The sequence below is a fragment of the Pseudomonas sp. B21-009 genome, assembly GCF_024749345.1.
In the GTDB taxonomy this organism is placed as follows: Bacteria; Pseudomonadota; Gammaproteobacteria; order Pseudomonadales; family Pseudomonadaceae; genus Aquipseudomonas.
Map to the genome: position 1 here is coordinate 392,384 of NZ_CP087199.1, position 17,138 is coordinate 409,521.

14 protein-coding genes are annotated in these 17,138 nt (G+C 63.6%); 13 read left to right on the forward strand and 1 reads right to left on the reverse strand.

Going from position 1 to position 17,138, the window contains the following annotated elements:
• The first annotated feature begins 42 nt into the window (after positions 1-42).
• Together LOY34_RS01730 and LOY34_RS01735 are read left to right on the forward strand one after the other, a co-directional pair.
• Complete coding sequence (locus LOY34_RS01730) at positions 43-297, forward strand: outer membrane protein assembly factor BamE (protein WP_010222308.1); 255 nt, start codon at positions 43-45, stop codon at positions 295-297.
• On the forward strand, positions 294-869 hold the full coding sequence (locus LOY34_RS01735) for a lipocalin family protein (RefSeq protein ID WP_045193896.1): 576 nt from the start codon (positions 294-296) through the stop codon (positions 867-869). The genes LOY34_RS01730 and LOY34_RS01735 overlap by 4 nt, the downstream gene beginning before the upstream one ends.
• A 64-nt stretch (positions 870-933) precedes the next feature.
• Here the strand turns inward: LOY34_RS01735 and LOY34_RS01740 are convergent, their stop codons facing one another.
• Positions 934-2,298 (reverse strand): formimidoylglutamate deiminase, encoded by a 1,365-nt coding sequence (locus LOY34_RS01740; protein WP_195885497.1) that lies wholly within the window; start codon positions 2,296-2,298, stop codon positions 934-936.
• A gap of 143 nt (positions 2,299-2,441) precedes the next feature.
• Between LOY34_RS01740 and hutC the strand changes: the two genes are divergently transcribed.
• The 11 genes from hutC to mdoH all read left to right on the forward strand — a co-directional run bounded on the left by hutC (position 2,442) and on the right by mdoH (position 16,956).
• Entirely contained in the window at positions 2,442-3,152 is a 711-nt protein-coding gene (gene hutC, locus LOY34_RS01745; protein WP_195885943.1) for a histidine utilization repressor, read from the forward strand.
• Complete coding sequence (locus tag LOY34_RS01750) at positions 3,149-3,718, forward strand: HutD family protein (protein ID WP_195885498.1); 570 nt, start codon at positions 3,149-3,151, stop codon at positions 3,716-3,718. The genes hutC and LOY34_RS01750 overlap by 4 nt, the downstream gene beginning before the upstream one ends.
• A gap of 298 nt (positions 3,719-4,016) precedes the next feature.
• Positions 4,017-5,696 (forward strand): urocanate hydratase, encoded by a 1,680-nt coding sequence (gene hutU, locus LOY34_RS01755; protein ID WP_045193892.1) that lies wholly within the window; start codon positions 4,017-4,019, stop codon positions 5,694-5,696.
• Between the two features lie 67 nt (positions 5,697-5,763).
• On the forward strand, positions 5,764-7,296 hold the full coding sequence (gene hutH, locus LOY34_RS01760) for a histidine ammonia-lyase (RefSeq protein WP_195885499.1): 1,533 nt from the start codon (positions 5,764-5,766) through the stop codon (positions 7,294-7,296).
• A gap of 112 nt (positions 7,297-7,408) precedes the next feature.
• A complete protein-coding gene (locus tag LOY34_RS01765) occupies positions 7,409-8,812 on the forward strand; it encodes an amino acid permease (protein ID WP_093377005.1) in 1,404 nt (467 codons plus the stop codon).
• Between the two features lie 15 nt (positions 8,813-8,827).
• Entirely contained in the window at positions 8,828-10,033 is a 1,206-nt protein-coding gene (hutI, locus tag LOY34_RS01770) for an imidazolonepropionase (RefSeq protein ID WP_258664217.1), read from the forward strand.
• A 10-nt stretch (positions 10,034-10,043) separates the two neighbouring features.
• Positions 10,044-10,847, forward strand: a complete 804-nt coding sequence (hutG, locus tag LOY34_RS01775; RefSeq protein WP_195885501.1) for an N-formylglutamate deformylase — start codon at positions 10,044-10,046, stop codon at positions 10,845-10,847.
• Between the two features lie 160 nt (positions 10,848-11,007).
• Positions 11,008-11,979, forward strand: a complete 972-nt coding sequence (gene pip / locus LOY34_RS01780; RefSeq protein WP_045193887.1) for a prolyl aminopeptidase — start codon at positions 11,008-11,010, stop codon at positions 11,977-11,979.
• On the forward strand, positions 11,976-12,413 hold the full coding sequence (gene dtd / locus LOY34_RS01785) for a D-aminoacyl-tRNA deacylase (protein WP_045193886.1): 438 nt from the start codon (positions 11,976-11,978) through the stop codon (positions 12,411-12,413). The genes pip and dtd overlap by 4 nt, the downstream gene beginning before the upstream one ends.
• Before the next feature lie 261 nt (positions 12,414-12,674).
• Positions 12,675-14,390 carry a glucan biosynthesis protein G gene (locus LOY34_RS01790; RefSeq protein WP_045193985.1) on the forward strand — a complete coding sequence of 572 codons (1,716 nt, stop codon included), beginning with the start codon at positions 12,675-12,677 and terminating at the stop codon, positions 14,388-14,390.
• The gene (gene mdoH, locus LOY34_RS01795) at positions 14,383-16,956 is read left to right on the forward strand and encodes a glucans biosynthesis glucosyltransferase MdoH (protein WP_045193885.1); all 2,574 of its coding nucleotides are present in this window, start codon (positions 14,383-14,385) and stop codon (positions 16,954-16,956) included. The genes LOY34_RS01790 and mdoH overlap by 8 nt, the downstream gene beginning before the upstream one ends.
• Positions 16,957-17,138 lie beyond the last annotated feature (182 nt).

Below are 17,138 nucleotides of genomic sequence, written 5' to 3' on the forward strand. Positions count from 1 at the left end.
AGGCCACCGCGCCTGCACCCTCATGTCCAGGAGTGACCCTTCATGTCGTTGCGTTCCCTCGCCCTGCTGTCCTTGTGCGTGTTCCTCACTGCGTGCAACAAGATCAACCAGGAAAACTATTCACAGCTCAAGTCCGGGATGGCCAAGGCCGAGGTCGAAAAACTGCTCGGCGCGCCGACCGATTGCTCGGGCGCCCTGGGCATGTCCAGCTGCACCTGGGGCGACGAGAAGACCTTTATCAGTGTCCAGTACGCCGGTGACAAAGTGCTGATGTATTCCGGGCAGGGCCTCAAATGAAGCGGTTGCATCTGCTGCTGGCGCTGTGCGCCGGGTTGATCCTCGGCGGCTGTGCCAGCACCGGCGCAGGCTCGCTGGAGCCCAAGACTGCCGGCAGCGTCGACCTCAAACGCTACCAGGGCAAGTGGTATGAACTGGCGCGGCTGCCGATGTTCTTCCAGCGCGACTGCGCCCAGTCCGAGGCTCATTACAACCTCAAGCCGGACGGTAATGTCGGAGTGCTCAACCGCTGCCAGACCCTGCAAGGTGAATGGCAGGAGGCCAGCGGCACGGCCACTGCGCAGGTGCCGGGCAAGACCGACAAGCTCTGGGTGGAGTTCGACAACTGGTTCTCGACCTTGCTGCCTGGGGTCGCCAAGGGCAACTACTGGATCCTTTACGTCGACGACAAGTACCAGACTGCGCTGGTCGGCAATCCGGATCGCAAGTACCTGTGGATACTTTCGCGCACCCCGACCATTCCGGCGTTGCAGCGCGAAAGCCTGCTGGCCAAGGCGCGCCAGCAGGGCTACGACACCCAGCGGCTGATCTGGCGGGTGACGGACAAGGACATGGCGGCGCACAAGCCTTGATACCCAAATCGCTGGCAAGCCAACTCCGACAGTGTAGGAGCGGGCTTGCCCCGCGATGGCGTAATCAGCCCAACAGGCTGCGCAGTACCCCGGCAAATTCCCGTGCGCTGTCTTCTTCCTGGGCATGGCGACCCTGGCGCACGACCCACTGGCCGTTGACCATCACATCGCGCACCTGACGGTCACCGCCGGCAAACAGCCAGCGGTTGAGAATGCCGTCTTCACTGGCTGTCGCCAGGTACGGGTCGTTGCCATCGAGCACCAGCCAGTCCGCGCGCTTGCCCACCGCCAGTTCGCCAATCGGCTGGCCCATGGCCTGGGCGCCGCCACTCAGGGCGGCGTCGTACAGGGTGCGCCCGACCATCGGCTGATCGCCGCGGTACAGGCGGTTACGGCGCTGGTCACGCAAACGCTGGCCATATTCCAGCCAGCGCAATTCCTCTACCACGCTCAATGACACATGGCTGTCCGAACCAATCCCCAGGCGCCCGCCGCGGGCCAGGTAATCCACGGCCGGGAAGATGCCGTCGCCCAGGTTCGCCTCGGTGGTCAGGCACAAGCCGGCGATCGCGCCGCTGCGGGCCATCAACTCGACTTCGTCGGGCTCGGCATGGGTGGCATGCACCAGGCACCAGCGCTGATCCACCTCGGTGTTCTCGTAGAGCCACTGCAACGGCCGGCGCCCGCTCCAGGCCAGGCAGTCGTCGACTTCTTTCTGTTGCTCGGCGATATGGATGTGCACCGGACAGGCCTTGTCGCTGGCAGCCATGACCTCGGCGATCTGCTCCGGAGTCACCGCGCGCAACGAATGGAAACACAGGCCCAGGGCCTGCGCCGGCTGCTCGGCGAGCAGCGGCGCCAGGCGTGCTTGCAGGTTCAGGTACTGTTCGGTGCTGTTGATAAAGCGCCGCTGGCCTTCGTTCGGTGCTTGCCCGCCAAAGCCGGAGTGGCTGTACAGCACCGGCAACAGGGTCAGGCCGATGCCGCTGGCGCGCGCCGCAGCGCTGATGCGCAGCGACAGCTCCGCCGGGTCGGCGTAGGCCTGGCCCTGGGTGTCGTGGTGAACGTAGTGGAATTCGGCGACCGAGGTATAGCCGGCCTTGAGCATCTCGATGTACAGCTGGCGGGCAATGACCTGCAGCTGCTCAGGGCTGATCTTGCCGACCAGGCGATACATCAGCTCGCGCCAGGTCCAGAAACTGTCATTGGGGTTGCCGGCCACTTCCGCAAGCCCGGCCATGGCGCGCTGGAAGGCGTGCGAGTGCAGGTTGGGCATGCCCGGCAGCAGCGGGCCGGCCAGGTGCTCGGCGCCTTCGGCCGAGGCGTTGGCCTCGATGCGGGTCAGCAGGCCGTCGGCGCCGACCTCGATTCGGACGTTTTCGGCCCAGCCTGTAGGCAGCAAAGCACGTTCGGCAAAGAAGACGGACATCGGCACGGCACCTCATTGTGATTATTTGTATATACATATACAGACGTTTGCCTGCTGGGTAAACTCCGGCAAGCTACCGTTCATTCAACCGAACAAGGATATCTTCCGTGCCGACACCTCCTGTCTCCGCGCTGGTTGCCCAGATGGGCGAGGGTCCGGCGCCGCTGTACGCCCGGGTCAAACAGATGATCGCCCAGCAGATCCAGAATGGCAGCTGGCCGCCGCATCACCGGGTGCCGTCCGAGAGCGAACTGGTCAACCAGTTGGGCTTCAGCCGCATGACCATCAACCGCGCCTTGCGCGAGCTCACTGCCGAAGGCTTGCTGGTGCGCATGCAGGGCGTCGGCACCTTTGTGGCCGAGCCCAAGAGCCGTTCGGCGCTGTTCGAGGTCAACAACATTGCCGACGAGATCGCCGCCCGTGGCCACGAGCACAGCTGCAAGGTGATCATCCTCGCCGAAGAGGCCGCCGGTTCCGAGCGCGCCCTGGCCCTGGACATGCGTGAAGGCCAGCGGGTGTTCCACTCGCTGATCGTGCATTACGAGAACGGCGTCGCCGTGCAGATCGAAGACCGCTTCGTTAATGCTGCGGTAGCGCCCGAATACCTCCAGCAGGACTTCACCCGGAAAACGCCCTACGCCTACCTGTCCCAAGTCGCACCCTTGACCGAGGGCGAACACGTGGTCGAGGCGATTCTTGCCGACCCGGATGAATGCCGCCTGCTGCAAATCGAACCGGGCGAGCCGTGCCTGCTGATCCGCCGCCGCACCTGGTCTGGGCGCCAGCCAGTGACTGCCGCTCGTCTGATTCATCCCGGATCCCGTCATCGCTTGGAAGGACGCTTCAGCAAATGAGCCAGTTGCAGGTATTACGCGCCAAAGACTACCCCCGCATGCCATGGAAGAACGGCGGCGGCAGCACCGAAGAGATTGCCCGCGATGCCGGCGTCGGCCTGGACGGCTTCGGCTGGCGCCTGTCGATTGCCGATATCAGCGAGTCCGGTGGCTTTTCCAGCTTTGCCGGGTATCAGCGGATCATCACCGTGCTCGAGGGCGAGGGCATGCGCCTGCAGGTCGATGGCCAGCCGACGCGGCCGTTGCTGCCGTTCGACGCCTTTGCCTTCAGCGGCCAGAGCCAGGTCAGTTGCACGCTGCTCGGTGGTGCAATTCGCGATTTCAACCTGATCTATTCTCCCGAGCGCTACAACGCGCGCCTGCAGTGGCTCGATGGCAGCCAGCGGCTGTTCAGTTCGGCCACGACCGTGCTGCTGTTTGCCGTGGCTTGCCAGGTCGAGGTGACGCTGGACAGCGGTGTGCAGCTGCTTGGGCGCTATGACTGCTTGCACCTGGAGGCGAGTCAGGGCCTGCAGACCTTGAACATTCAGGGGCGTTGCTGCCTGATCGAGCTCAGCCCGCGCTGAGTGTGTTACGCCTCGGCCGTTCAGCGCGGCCGAGGCTGTTACCGATTGACCCAAAGTGGTGCAACGCCACTGATCCCCTTGGTTCGACCGCTCATCTCCTGGAAAAAATTTTAATTCGCCACAGCCCGCGCATCGCGGGGCTCTAGCACCTGCGTTGGCGCCGGGAAAAGCGCACTGATCAGAAGTTGGCACTTCAATTGCCTATGCTTGTACATACAAGTAAAGATGTGTTTGTATAAGTGCCATGACCCACCCAATGCCTGGGTTGCTCTGGACCGATCGCTTAGGAGCCATTTCCGTGACTGACAACAACTTCAAGAAATTCCGTGACGTCGAAATCCGCGCAGCGCGCGGCAACAAGCTGACCGCCAAAAGCTGGCTGACTGAAGCACCGTTGCGCATGCTGATGAACAACCTCGACCCGGAAGTCGCCGAGAACCCGAAAGAGCTGGTGGTGTATGGCGGTATTGGCCGTGCCGCGCGTAACTGGGAGTGCTACGACAAGATCGTCGAGAGCCTGACCAACCTGAACGACGACGAAACCCTGCTGGTGCAGTCGGGCAAGCCGGTCGGCGTGTTCAAGACCCACAGCAACGCCCCACGCGTACTGATCGCCAACTCCAACCTGGTACCGCACTGGGCCAACTGGGAACACTTTAACGAACTGGATGCCAAGGGCCTGGCCATGTACGGCCAGATGACCGCCGGCAGCTGGATCTACATCGGCAGCCAGGGCATCGTCCAGGGCACCTACGAAACCTTCGTCGAAGCCGGCCGCCAGCACTACAACGGCAGCCTCAAGGGCAAGTGGGTACTGACCGCGGGCCTGGGCGGCATGGGCGGCGCCCAGCCACTGGCGGCGACCCTGGCCGGCGCCTGCTCGCTGAACATCGAATGCCAGCAGAGCCGCATCGACTTCCGCCTGAGCAGCCGTTATGTCGACGAGCAAGCCAAGGACCTGGACGACGCCCTGGCGCGTATCGCCAAATACACCGCCGAAGGCAAGGCCATCTCCATTGCCCTGCTGGGCAACGCCGCCGAAATCCTGCCTGAACTGATCAAGCGTGGCGTGCGCCCGGACATGGTTACCGACCAGACCAGCGCCCACGACCCGCTCAACGGCTACCTGCCAGCCGGCTGGACCTGGGAGCAATACCGCGACCGTGCGCAGACCGAACCGGCTGCGGTGGTCAAGGCCGCCAAGCAATCGATGGCTGTCCACGTTCAAGCCATGCTCGAGTTCCAGAAGCAGGGCGTGCCGACTTTCGACTACGGTAACAACATCCGTCAAATGGCCAAGGAAGAGGGCGTTGCCAATGCCTTCGACTTCCCGGGCTTCGTACCGGCCTACATTCGTCCGCTGTTCTGCCGTGGTATCGGTCCGTTCCGCTGGGCGGCGCTGTCGGGTAATGCCGAAGACATCTACAAGACCGACGCCAAGGTCAAGGAACTGATCCCGGACGACGACCACCTGCACAACTGGCTGGACATGGCCCGCGAGCGCATCAGCTTCCAGGGCCTGCCGGCGCGTATCTGCTGGGTTGGTCTGGGCCAGCGCGCCAAGCTGGGCCTGGCGTTCAACGAAATGGTCCGCCGCGGCGAGTTGTCGGCGCCGATCGTAATCGGCCGCGACCACCTGGACTCCGGCTCGGTATCCAGCCCCAACCGTGAAACCGAATCGATGCAGGATGGCTCCGACGCCGTCTCCGACTGGCCGCTGCTCAACGCCCTGCTCAACACCGCCAGCGGTGCGACCTGGGTGTCCCTGCACCACGGTGGTGGCGTAGGCATGGGCTTCTCCCAGCACTCGGGCATGGTCATCGTCTGCGACGGTACCGACGAAGCTGCCGAGCGGATCGCCCGGGTACTGACCAACGACCCGGCTACCGGTGTCATGCGTCACGCCGATGCCGGTTATCAGATCGCCATCGACTGCGCCAAGGAACAAGGCTTGAACCTGCCGATGATCACGCGCTGATCTGCGCTAAATGGTTGATACTGATATCTATGCAGGCGCCTACGCCTCACGAGTACGGAGCATTAACGTGACTGAATTGACCCTGAAGCCTGGCACCCTGACCCTGGCTCAGCTGCGTGCGATCTACCAGCAGCCGGTAAAACTCAAGCTGGATTCCAGCGCTGACCAGCAGATCGACGCCAGCGTCGCCTGCGTCGAGCAGATTCTCGCGGAAAACCGCACCGCCTACGGCATCAACACCGGTTTCGGCCTGCTGGCCTCGACCCGTATCGCCAGCCACGACCTGGAAAACCTCCAGCGTTCGCTGGTGCTGTCCCACGCCGCTGGCGTCGGCCAACCGATCGACGACGCCCTGGTGCGCCTGATCATGGTGCTCAAGGTCAACAGCCTGAGCCGTGGTTTCTCCGGCATCCGCCGCAAGGTGATCAACGCCCTGATCGCGCTGATCAACGCCGAAGTCTATCCACACATCCCGCTCAAGGGTTCGGTCGGCGCGTCCGGCGACCTCGCCCCGCTGGCGCACATGTCGCTGGTACTGTTGGGTGAAGGCAAGGCGCGTCACAACGGCCAATGGCTGTCGGCCACCGAAGCCCTGGCGGTTGCTGGCCTTGAGCCGCTGACCCTGGCGGCCAAAGAAGGCCTGGCACTGCTCAATGGCACTCAGGCATCCACCGCCTTTGCCCTGCGCGGCCTGTTCGAAGGTGAAGACCTGTTCGCCGCGGCCATGTCGGTCGGTGGCCTGACCGTCGAAGCCGTGCTCGGTTCGCGTTCGCCGTTCGATGCGCGCATCCACGAAGCCCGTGGCCAGCGCGGCCAGATCGATGCAGCCGCGTGCTACCGCGACCTGCTAGGTGATGGCAGCGAAGTTTCCGCCTCCCACGAGAACTGCGGCAAAGTCCAAGACCCGTACTCGCTGCGTTGCCAGCCACAGGTCATGGGCGCCTGCCTGACCCAGTTCCGCCAGGCCGCCGAAGTGCTGGTGATCGAAGCCAACGCCGTGTCCGACAACCCGCTGGTATTTGCCGTCGAAGGCGACGTGATCTCCGGTGGTAACTTCCACGCGGAGCCGGTGGCCATGGCCGCCGACAACATGGCCCTGGCCATCGCCGAAATCGGTTCGCTGAGCGAGCGCCGCATCTCGCTGATGATGGACAAGCACATGTCCCAGCTGCCGCCGTTCCTGGTTGCCAATGGCGGGGTCAACTCCGGCTTCATGATCGCCCAGGTTACCGCCGCGGCCCTGGCCAGCGAGAACAAGGCCCTGGCGCACCCGCACAGTGTCGACAGCCTGCCAACGTCTGCCAACCAGGAAGACCACGTGTCGATGGCCCCGGCTGCCGGCAAGCGCCTGTGGGAAATGAGCGACAACGTGCGCGGTATCCTTGCCATCGAATGGCTGGCTGCCTGCCAGGGCCTGGACCTGCGCGAAGGCCTGAAGACCTCGCCGAAGCTGGAACAGGCGCGTCAAACCCTGCGCAGCAAGGTTGCCTACTACGACAAAGACCGCTTCTTCGCCCCGGACATCGAGGCGGCCATCGCCCTGCTGGCCGAAGGGCGCCTGACCGGCCTGCTGCCGGCCAAGGTCCTGCCTAGCCTGTAATTGCTCCCGGGGCCCTTCGCGGGGCAAGCCCGCTCCCACTTCGGGGGCGGGCTTGCGCCGGGATTGGCGCGCCCGTTCATTCTCACGACCAGAACAAGAATAAGGACGTGACATGCAAGAAGCTCAAGGACTCAAGCGCGGGCTGACCGCGCGACACATTCGTTTCATGGCGCTGGGCTCGGCGATCGGTACCGGGCTGTTCTACGGTTCCGCCTCGGCCATCCAGATGGCCGGCCCTGCAGTACTGCTGGCCTACCTGATCGGTGGTGCAGCGGTCTTCATGGTCATGCGCGCGCTGGGCGAAATGGCTGTGCACAACCCGGTGTCCGGTTCCTTCGGCCACTACGCCAGTACCTACCTGGGGCCGATGTCGGGGTTTATCCTCGGCTGGACCTATGCCTTTGAAATGATCATCGTCTGCCTCGCCGACGTCACCGCCTTCGGCATCTATATGGGCTTCTGGTTTCCGGAAGTGGCGCGCTGGATCTGGGTGCTGGGCATCGTCTTCCTGATCGGCGGCCTGAACTTGTGCAACGTCAAGGTGTTCGGCGAGATGGAATTCTGGCTGTCGCTGCTCAAGGTCGGCGCCATCGTCGCGATGATCCTCGCCGGTTTCGGCATCATGGCCTTCGGCCTGAGCAATGCCGCTGCCGATAACGCCGTGGGCATCAGCAACCTGTTCGAGCATGGCGGCTTCATGCCCAACGGCATTGGTGGCCTGATCGCCTCGTTTGCCGTGGTGATGTTTGCCTTTGGCGGTATCGAAATCATCGGTATCACCGCCGGTGAAGCCAAGGACCCGCAGCGCGTCATCCCCAAGGCAATCAACGCCGTGCCGATGCGCATCCTGCTGTTCTATGTGCTGACGTTGTTCGTGTTGATGTGCCTGTACCCATGGCCGCAGATCGGCAGCCAGGGCAGCCCGTTCGTGCAGATCTTCAGTAACCTGGGGATTGGCTCGGCGGCGACCGTGCTGAACATCGTGGTGATTTCCGCCGCGGTCTCGGCGATCAACAGCGACATCTTCGGCGCCGGGCGCATGATGTACGGCCTGGCCCAGCAAGGTCAGGCGCCCAAAGGCTTTGCCAAGATCTCCCGGCATGGCGTGCCATGGATGACCGTGCTGGTCATGGGCGCAGCGTTGCTCGGCGGTGTGGTGCTCAACTACCTGATCCCGGAAAACGTGTTCCTGCTGATTGCCTCGATCGCCACCTTCGCGACCGTCTGGGTGTGGCTGATGATCCTGGTAACCCAGGTTGCCATGCGCCGCAGCATGAGCCGTGAAGAAGTTGCCCAGCTGAAATTCCCGGTACCGTTCTGGCCTTATGGCCCGGCGGCAGCGATTGCCTTCATGCTGTTCGTCTTTGGCGTACTCGGGTACTTCCCTGATACTCAAGCCGCGCTGCTGGTCGGCGTGGTCTGGGTATTGTTCCTGGTGGTGGCCTACAAGCTCTGGTGCAAGCCGCAGGTGGTTGCCGCCGAGCAGCCGCTGGTGCAGGAACCTTCTCAACTCTGATCAAGGAGACTCTGGATGAAAACCCTCTGGCAGCATTGCCATGTGGCAAGCATGGCGCAAGGTACTTACTCGATCATCGAGGATGCGGCGATTGTCACCAGCGCCGGCCATATCGAATGGATCGGGCCGCGCCAGCAGCTGCCGGCCCTGGTCGCTGACAGAACCGTGGACCTGGGCGGCGCCTGGGTCACTCCGGGGTTGATCGACTGCCACACCCACGCGGTGTTTGGCGGCAACCGCAGCGGCGAGTTCGAGCAACGCCTGCAAGGCGTCAGCTATGCCGAGATCGCCGCCCAGGGCGGCGGCATCGCCAGTACCGTGCGGGCGACCCGCGCGGCCAGCGAAGACGAGCTGTTCGCCAGTGCCCGCCAGCGCGTGCAGGCGCTGATGCATGATGGCGTCACCACCCTGGAGATCAAGTCCGGCTACGGCCTTGACCTGGCCAGCGAGCGCAAGCTGCTCAAGGTTATCCGCCGCCTTGGCGAGGAGCTGCCGCTTACCGTGCGCAGCACCTGCCTGGCAGCCCACGCCTTGCCACCGGAATACAAGGATCGGGCTGACGACTACATCAGCCATATCTGTGACGAAATGCTCCCGGCCCTGGCGGCCGAGGGTTTGGTGGATGCAGTGGATGCCTTCTGCGAGTACCTGGCGTTTTCGCCGGCCCAGGTCGAGCGGGTGTTCATCAAGGCTCGCGAACTGGGCCTGCCGGTCAAGCTGCATGCCGAGCAACTGTCGTCGCTGGCAGGCTCCAGCCTGGCGGCAAGCTACCAGGCGCTGTCGGCCGATCACCTGGAATTCATGACCGAAGACGACGCCATCGCCATGGCGGCGGCCGGGACCGTAGCGGTGTTGCTGCCCGGTGCGTTCTACTTCCTGCGCGAAACCCAGTTGCCACCGATGGAGGCCCTGCGCAAGCATGGGGTGAAAATTGCCATTGCCAGCGACCTCAACCCCGGCACTTCGCCGGCGCTGTCGCTGCGGCTGATGTTGAACATGGCCTGTACCCTGTTCCGCATGACCCCGGAAGAAGCCCTGGCCGGTGTCACCCTGCATGCGGCAACCGCTTTGGGCCTGGGCGATAGCCACGGTTCGCTGGAAGTGGGCAAGGTTGCCGACTTTGTCGCCTGGCAAATCGAGCGACCGGCCGACCTGGCCTACTGGCTCGGCGGCGACCTGCCCAAGCGGGTGGTGCGCCTGGGCGATGAAATTTCCAATTGAGAGAGGGCGTATGGACAAGGTACTGAAATTTCACCAGGGCGCGCTGCCGCTGCTGATCAGCATGCCCCACGCCGGTTTGAAGCTGACCCCAGCGGTGCAGGACGGCCTGGTCGGGCAGGCGCAAAGCTTGCCGGACACCGACTGGCACATTCCGCAGCTATATGAGTTTGCCCAAGGCCTGGGCGTGAGCGTGGTCGCCGCCGAGTACTCGCGTTTCGTCATCGACCTGAACCGCCCGGACGACGACAAGCCGCTGTACGTTGGCGCCACCACCGGCCTGTACCCGGCCACGCTGTTTGAGGGCGAGCCGTTGTTCAAGGACGGCCAGGCGCCGTCGGCACAGGAGCGGGCGGGGTACCTGGAAGCCATCTGGCGGCCTTACCACGACACCCTTCGCAGCGAGCTGGCGCGCCTGCGCGAGCAGTTCGGCTATGCCTTGCTGTGGGATGCCCACTCGATTCGTTCACACATCCCGCACCTGTTCGACGGCAAGCTGCCGGACTTCAACCTCGGCACCTTCAATGGCGCCAGTTGTGATCCGCAACTGGCCGAACGGCTGCAAGGTGTTTGTGCAAAATTTGAGCAGTACAGTCACGTGCTCAATGGCCGCTTCAAGGGTGGGCATATCACCCGCCACTATGGCGACCCGGCCAACAACATTCATGCGGTGCAGCTGGAGCTGGCGCAGAGCACCTACATGGAAGAGGTCGAGCCGTTCAAGTACCGCGAGGACCTGGCGGCGCCGACCCAGGTGGTGTTGAAGCAGTTGCTCCAGACCTTGCTGGCGTGGGGCAAGGAGCGCTATTCGCGCTGATTGCGCGGCGCCTGCATCGCGGGGCAAGCCTGCTCCCACAGTTCTCGTTGGAGCGGGCTTGCCCCGCGATGAGGCCCCAAAGCCATCACAGGTACATGCTCAAAGCGCAATTCAGGTTTATGATGCCCAACGGCAGAATAATTCCCACACGGAGTGCGTAATGCAGACCTTGTACCCGCAGATCAAACCCTACGCCCGGCACGATCTGGCCGTGGAAGCACCGCATGTGCTGTATGTCGATGAAAGCGGTTCGCCGGAAGGTCTGCCGGTGGTGTTCATCCATGGTGGCCCGGGTGCCGGCTGCGATGCCCAGAGCCGCTGCTACTTCGACCCCAACCTGTACCGCATCATTACCTTCGACCAGCGCGGCTGCGGCCGTTCGACCCCGCATGCCAGCCTGGAAAACAACACCACCTGGCACCTGGTCGAAGACCTGGAGCGCATTCGCAAGCACCTGGGTATCGACAAGTGGGTACTGTTCGGCGGCTCCTGGGGCTCGACCCTGGCCCTGGCCTACGCCCAGACCCACCCCGAGCGCGTGCATGGGCTGATTTTGCGCGGCATCTTTCTGTGCCGCCCGCAAGAGATCGAGTGGTTCTACCAGGCCGGCGCCAGCCGCCTGTTTCCCGATTACTGGCAGGACTACATCGCGCCGATCCCGGCCGAAGAGCGCGGCGACCTGGTCAAGGCTTTCCACAAGCGCCTCACCGGCAACGACCAGATCGCCCAGATGCACGCAGCCAAGGCCTGGTCGACCTGGGAAGGGCGCACCGCGACCCTGCGGCCCAACCCGCTGGTGGTCGATCGCTTCTCCGAGCCACAGCGCGCGCTGTCGATCGCCCGGATTGAATGCCACTACTTCACCAACAATGCCTTCCTTGAACCGGACCAGCTGATCCGTGACATGCCGAAGATCGCCCACCTGCCGGCGGTGATCGTGCATGGTCGCTACGACGTGATCTGCCCGCTGGACAACGCTTGGGAGCTGCACCAGGCCTGGCCGAACAGTGAGCTTAAGGTGATTCGCGACGCTGGCCACGCGGCCTCGGAGCCCGGCATCACCGACGCCCTGGTGCGCGCCGCCGACCAGATGGCCCGGCGCCTGCTCGACCTGCCCCTGGAAGAAGCATGAAGGGCTTGCTGCAACGCGTGCGTGGCGCGCGGGTGGATGTCGAGGGCAAAACCGTTGGCGCGATCGACCAGGGCCTGCTGGTGCTGGTCGCGGTCGAGCCGGGCGATACCCGCGGCCATGCCGACAAGCTGCTGCACAAGCTGCTCAACTACCGGGTGTTCAGCGACCCACAGGGCAAGATGAACCTGTCGCTCAAGGATATCGGCGGCGGCCTGCTGCTGGTGTCGCAGTTCACCCTGGCCGCCGATACCCAGAGCGGCCTGCGCCCGAGCTTTTCGACGGCTGCGCCGCCAGCGCTAGGGGCCGAGCTTTTCGACTATTTGCTGGCCCAGGCGCAGGCGCAACATGCAACGGTTGCCAGTGGTCAGTTCGGTGCTGACATGCAAGTGCACCTGGTCAATGATGGCCCCGTAACATTTATGTTACAAATCTGATGGCAAAAAACCCCTGTTTGCGGGAAAACAAGGGGTTTTGTAGCATAAATAGTTTGATCAGCCTGATGCGTTGTAACGCAGCCTGCTGGATAATCGCGCGCCATGTGGGCCTGCGTTCGTGGGTTCGTTTCACTCTGACTTGAGACTGTCCGGAACCGTTTGGGGAATCATTGCGCCCTTTCGGAGTCCGAACAGTGCTCGCCAACCTGGCATATGTCGCTGGCCGTTGGTTTTATGATCTGTTTTCGGCGAGGGTTGCTCGTGATTGTAAGTCCCTGTAATGCACCAAGAACTCCTGGCAATCGGCTGCGCACGGCGCTGTTGGCAGGCGCAACGCTGGTAAGCCTGCTCGGCGCAGGCCAGCTCTGGGCGTTCAACCTTGACGATGTCGCGGCCAAGGCGAAGGATCTTGCCGGACAAAAGTACGAAGCGCCGAAAAGCAATCTGCCGGCGGTGTTCCGTGACATGAAGTACGCGGACTACCAGAAAATCCGCTTCCTCAACGAAAAAGCCGAGTGGGCCAAGGACAAGACGCCGTTCAAGCTGTCCTTCTACCACCAGGGCATGCATTTCGACACGCCGGTCAAGATCAACGAAATCACCACCAAGGCGGTGAAAGAGATCAAGTACGACCCGAGTCGTTTCGATTTCGGCGACCTGCAGTTCGACGCCAAGGCCACCGAGAAGCTGGGGTACGCGGGTTTCCGCGTTCTTTACCCGATCAACAAGGCCGACAAGCAGGATGAAATCATGACCCTGCTGGGCGCCAGCTATTTCCGCGTGGTCGGCAAGGGCCATGTGTATGGCCTGTCCGCCCGTGGCCTGGCGATCGATACCGCGCTGCCATCGGGTGAAGAGTTCCCGCGCTTCACCGAGTTCTGGGTCGAGCGCCCGAAACCTGCCGACAAACAACTGGTGATCTACGCGCTGCTCGATTCGCCGCGTTCCACCGGTGCCTACCGCCTGACCCTGCGTCCGGGCAGCGACACCATTGTCGACGTGCAGTCCAAGGTGTTCCTGCGTGACCACGTCAGCCGCCTGGGCATCGCCCCGCTGACCAGCATGTTCCTGTTCGGCGGCAACCAGCCGTCCAAGGTACTCAACTACCGTCCGGCCCTGCACGACTCCGAAGGCCTGTCGATCCATGCCGGCAACGGCGAGTGGCTGTGGCGCCCGCTGAACAACCCGAAACACCTGGCCGTGAGCAACTTCAGCGTCGAGAACCCGCGTGGTTTCGGCCTGCTGCAACGCCAGCGTGAGTTCAGCCAGTTCGAAGACCTCGACGACAACTACCAGAAGCGTCCAAGCGCCTGGATCGAGCCGGTCGGTGACTGGGGCAAGGGTACTGTCGATCTGGTCGAGATCCCGACTGCCGACGAAACCAACGACAACATCGTGGCCTTCTGGAGCCCGGAGAAACTGCCGGAGCCAGGTACCCCGTTCGAATACGCCTACCGCCTGCACTGGACCATCGACGAGTCCAACCTGCATTCGCCGAACCTGGGCTGGGTCAAGCAGACCCTGCGCTCGACCGGTGACGTCAAGCAGTCGAACCTGATCCGCCAGCCCGATGGCAGCGTGGCCTTCCTGGTCGACTTCGAAGGTCCGGTATTGGCTAAACTGCCGGAAGACACCGCCGTGCGCAGCCAGGTCAGCGTTGGCGACAATGCCGAAGTGGTCGAGAACAACCTGCGCTACAACCCGGAAATCAAAGGCTGGCGCCTGACCCTGCGGTTGAAGATCAAGGATCCGGGCAAGTCCGTGGAAATGCGCGCCGCCCTGCTGCGTGACGTTCCGGTCGAGCCGGCCAAGCCTGCCAAACCAAGCAAGCAGGACAAAGCCGCGGCCAAACACGCCAAGGCCGACAAGCCTGCCGAGCAACCTGCCGCCGACGCGGCGTCCACCACCGGGGCACCGGCCACCACCGAACAGGTGCTGACCGAGACCTGGAGCTATCAGTTGCCTGCCGATGAGTAATGCCCATACCCGGCCAGAATCGCTCAGCGAATACCTGGCCCACCTGCCCCTGAGCGACGAGCAGCGCGCGGAACTCGCCCGCTGCTCCTCGTTCAGCGAGCTGCATCAACGCCTGTCTGCCCAGCCGGGCGCCGACGCTGCCGAGGCCGTCCAGGCCTCGGTGGGCGAGCGCCTGCACGTGACCTGCGCCGAAGAGCTGCAAGACGCCGAGATGCTCGCGGTGGACGGCAGCGGCCGGGTGTGCCTGAAGGCCACGCCGCCGATCCGGCGCACCCGGGTAATCCCCGAGCCGTGGCGGACCAACATCCTGATCCGCGCCTGGCGCCGCCTGACCGGCCGCACCAACGCCCCGGCCCCGGAAAAACGCGAGCTGCCCAAGGCACGCTGGCGCTGGGTCGGTTCGATGCGCCGCTACATCCTGCTGGCGCTGATGCTCGGCCAGACCATCGTCGCCGGTTGGTACATGAAGGGCATCCTGCCGTACCAGGGCTGGTCGTTCGTCGACCTCGACGAGGTCATGCACCAGCCGCTGCTGCAAACCGCCACGCAAGTCTGGCCGTATGCCCTGCAGACCAGCATTCTGATCCTCTTCGGGATCCTCTTTTGCTGGGTCTCGGCGGGTTTCTGGACCGCGCTGATGGGCTTCCTCGAGCTGCTCACCGGGCGGGACAAATACCGCATCTCCGGCAGCAGTGCCGGCAATGAGCCGATCGAGGCCGGTGCCCGCACCGCGATCGTCATGCCGATCTGCAACGAAGACGTGCCACGGGTGTTCGCCGGCCTGCGGGCGACCTTCGAGTCGGTGGCCGCCACCGGTGACCTCGACCGTTTCGACTTCTTCGTGCTCAGCGACACCAACGACACCGACATCGCCGTGGCCGAGCAACAGGCCTGGCTGGAAGTCTGCCGCGAGTCCAAAGGTTTCGGGCGGATCTTCTACCGTCGCCGGCGTCGCCGGGTCAAACGCAAGAGCGGCAACCTCGACGACTTCTGCCGGCGCTGGGGCGGCGACTACCGCTATATGGTCGTGCTCGATGCCGACAGCGTGATGAGTGGCGAATGCCTGACCAGCCTGGTGCGCCTGATGGAGGCCAATCCGGACGCCGGGATCATCCAGACCGCGCCGAAAGCCTCGGGCATGGACACCCTGTATGCGCGCATGCAGCAGTTCGCCACCCGCGTCTACGGCCCGCTGTTCACCGCCGGCCTGCACTTCTGGCAGCTCGGCGAGTCGCACTATTGGGGCCACAACGCGATCATCCGCATGAAGCCCTTCATCGAGCACTGCGCCCTGGCGCCATTGCCGGGCAAGGGCGCGTTTGCCGGTGCGATCCTCTCCCACGACTTCGTTGAAGCGGCGCTGATGCGTCGTGCCGGTTGGGGCGTGTGGATTGCTTACGACCTGCCGGGCAGCTATGAAGAACTGCCGCCGAACCTGCTCGATGAGCTCAAGCGCGACCGGCGCTGGTGTCACGGTAACCTGATGAACTTCCGTCTGTTCCTGGTCAAGGGCATGCACCCTGTACACCGTGCGGTGTTCCTCACCGGGGTGATGTCGTACCTGTCGGCGCCGTTGTGGTTCTTCTTCCTGGTGTTGTCGACCGCGTTGCTGGCGACCAACACCCTGATGGAGCCGCAGTACTTCCTCGAACCGCGCCAGCTCTACCCGTTGTGGCCGCAGTGGCACCCGGAGAAAGCCATCGCGCTGTTCTCCACCACCATCGTGCTGTTGTTCCTGCCCAAGCTGCTCAGCGTCATCCTGATCTGGGCCAAGGGCGCGAAAGAGTTCGGCGGGCGCTTCAAGGTCACCGTGTCGATGCTGCTGGAGATGCTCTTCTCCATGCTCCTGGCGCCGGTGCGGATGATTTTCCACACCCGCTTCGTGCTCGCCGCGTTCCTCGGCTGGGCCGCGACCTGGAACTCGCCGCAGCGTGACGACGACTCCACTCCTTGGAGCGAAGCGGTACGTCGTCATGGTCCGCAAACCCTGCTGGGCGTGGCCTGGGCACTGCTGGTGGCCTGGCTCAACCCGAGCTTTTTGTGGTGGCTGGTGCCGATCGTCGGTTCGCTGATGCTGTCGATCCCGGTCTCGGTGATCTCCAGCCGCGTGCACCTGGGCCTGCGTGCCAAGGACGAAAGCCTGTTCCTGATCCCTGAGGAATACGCCACGCCGCAGGAGCTGCTGGCCACCGACCAGTACACCCACGAGAACCGCTGGCATGCCATGCACGACGGTTTCGTACGTGCCGTGGTCGATCCGCAGCAGAACGCCCTGGCTTGTGCCCTGGCCACTGCTCGCCACGGTGTCGCGGCGCCGATCGAGGCACTGCGTGCCGAGCGTATCGCCAAAGCCCTGGAGGTCGGCCCGAACGGCCTGGACGGCAACACCCGCCTGGCCCTGCTCAGCGACCCGGTCGCCCTGGCGCGCCTGCACACAGCAGTCTGGGATGGGCAGAACGAGGCCTGGCTGGGCGTCTGGCGCCAGTCGATCGCCAACGATCCGCACTCGCCGCTGCTGCCGCTGCATCCAGAGCCTGCGGCGCAGCCTTCGATGGCCAGCGCCTGATCGTCTGACAGGCTCAAGCAATCGCCGGCAACGCCGGCTCTCACAGGGTTGTATGCACCACTGACCTTGGGGGAGCCGGTATTGCCGGCGATGCTTTTTCTGGTATCAATGAGTAACAAAGTCATCTTCGGCTATATGTACCGTGCCGTTCATGCGTTAGCATCCCACCCCGAATATCTCGC

Bases quoted from the DNA above. Each gene is read 5' to 3' on its own strand.
- LOY34_RS01730 (WP_010222308.1), top strand. From the start codon at position 43: ATGTCGTTGCGTTCCCTCGCCCTGCTGTCCTTGTGCGTGTTCCTCACT.
- LOY34_RS01735 (WP_045193896.1), top strand. From the start codon at position 294: ATGAAGCGGTTGCATCTGCTGCTGGCGCTGTGCGCCGGGTTGATCCTC.
- LOY34_RS01740 (WP_195885497.1), bottom strand. From the start codon at position 2,298: ATGTCCGTCTTCTTTGCCGAACGTGCTTTGCTGCCTACAGGCTGGGCC.
- hutC (WP_195885943.1), top strand. From the start codon at position 2,442: ATGGGCGAGGGTCCGGCGCCGCTGTACGCCCGGGTCAAACAGATGATC.
- LOY34_RS01750 (WP_195885498.1), top strand. From the start codon at position 3,149: ATGAGCCAGTTGCAGGTATTACGCGCCAAAGACTACCCCCGCATGCCA.
- LOY34_RS01765 (WP_093377005.1), top strand. From the start codon at position 7,409: ATGCAAGAAGCTCAAGGACTCAAGCGCGGGCTGACCGCGCGACACATT.
- hutI (WP_258664217.1), top strand. From the start codon at position 8,828: ATGAAAACCCTCTGGCAGCATTGCCATGTGGCAAGCATGGCGCAAGGT.
- hutG (WP_195885501.1), top strand. From the start codon at position 10,044: ATGGACAAGGTACTGAAATTTCACCAGGGCGCGCTGCCGCTGCTGATC.
- pip (WP_045193887.1), top strand. From the start codon at position 11,008: ATGCAGACCTTGTACCCGCAGATCAAACCCTACGCCCGGCACGATCTG.
- dtd (WP_045193886.1), top strand. From the start codon at position 11,976: ATGAAGGGCTTGCTGCAACGCGTGCGTGGCGCGCGGGTGGATGTCGAG.
- mdoH (WP_045193885.1), top strand. From the start codon at position 14,383: ATGAGTAATGCCCATACCCGGCCAGAATCGCTCAGCGAATACCTGGCC.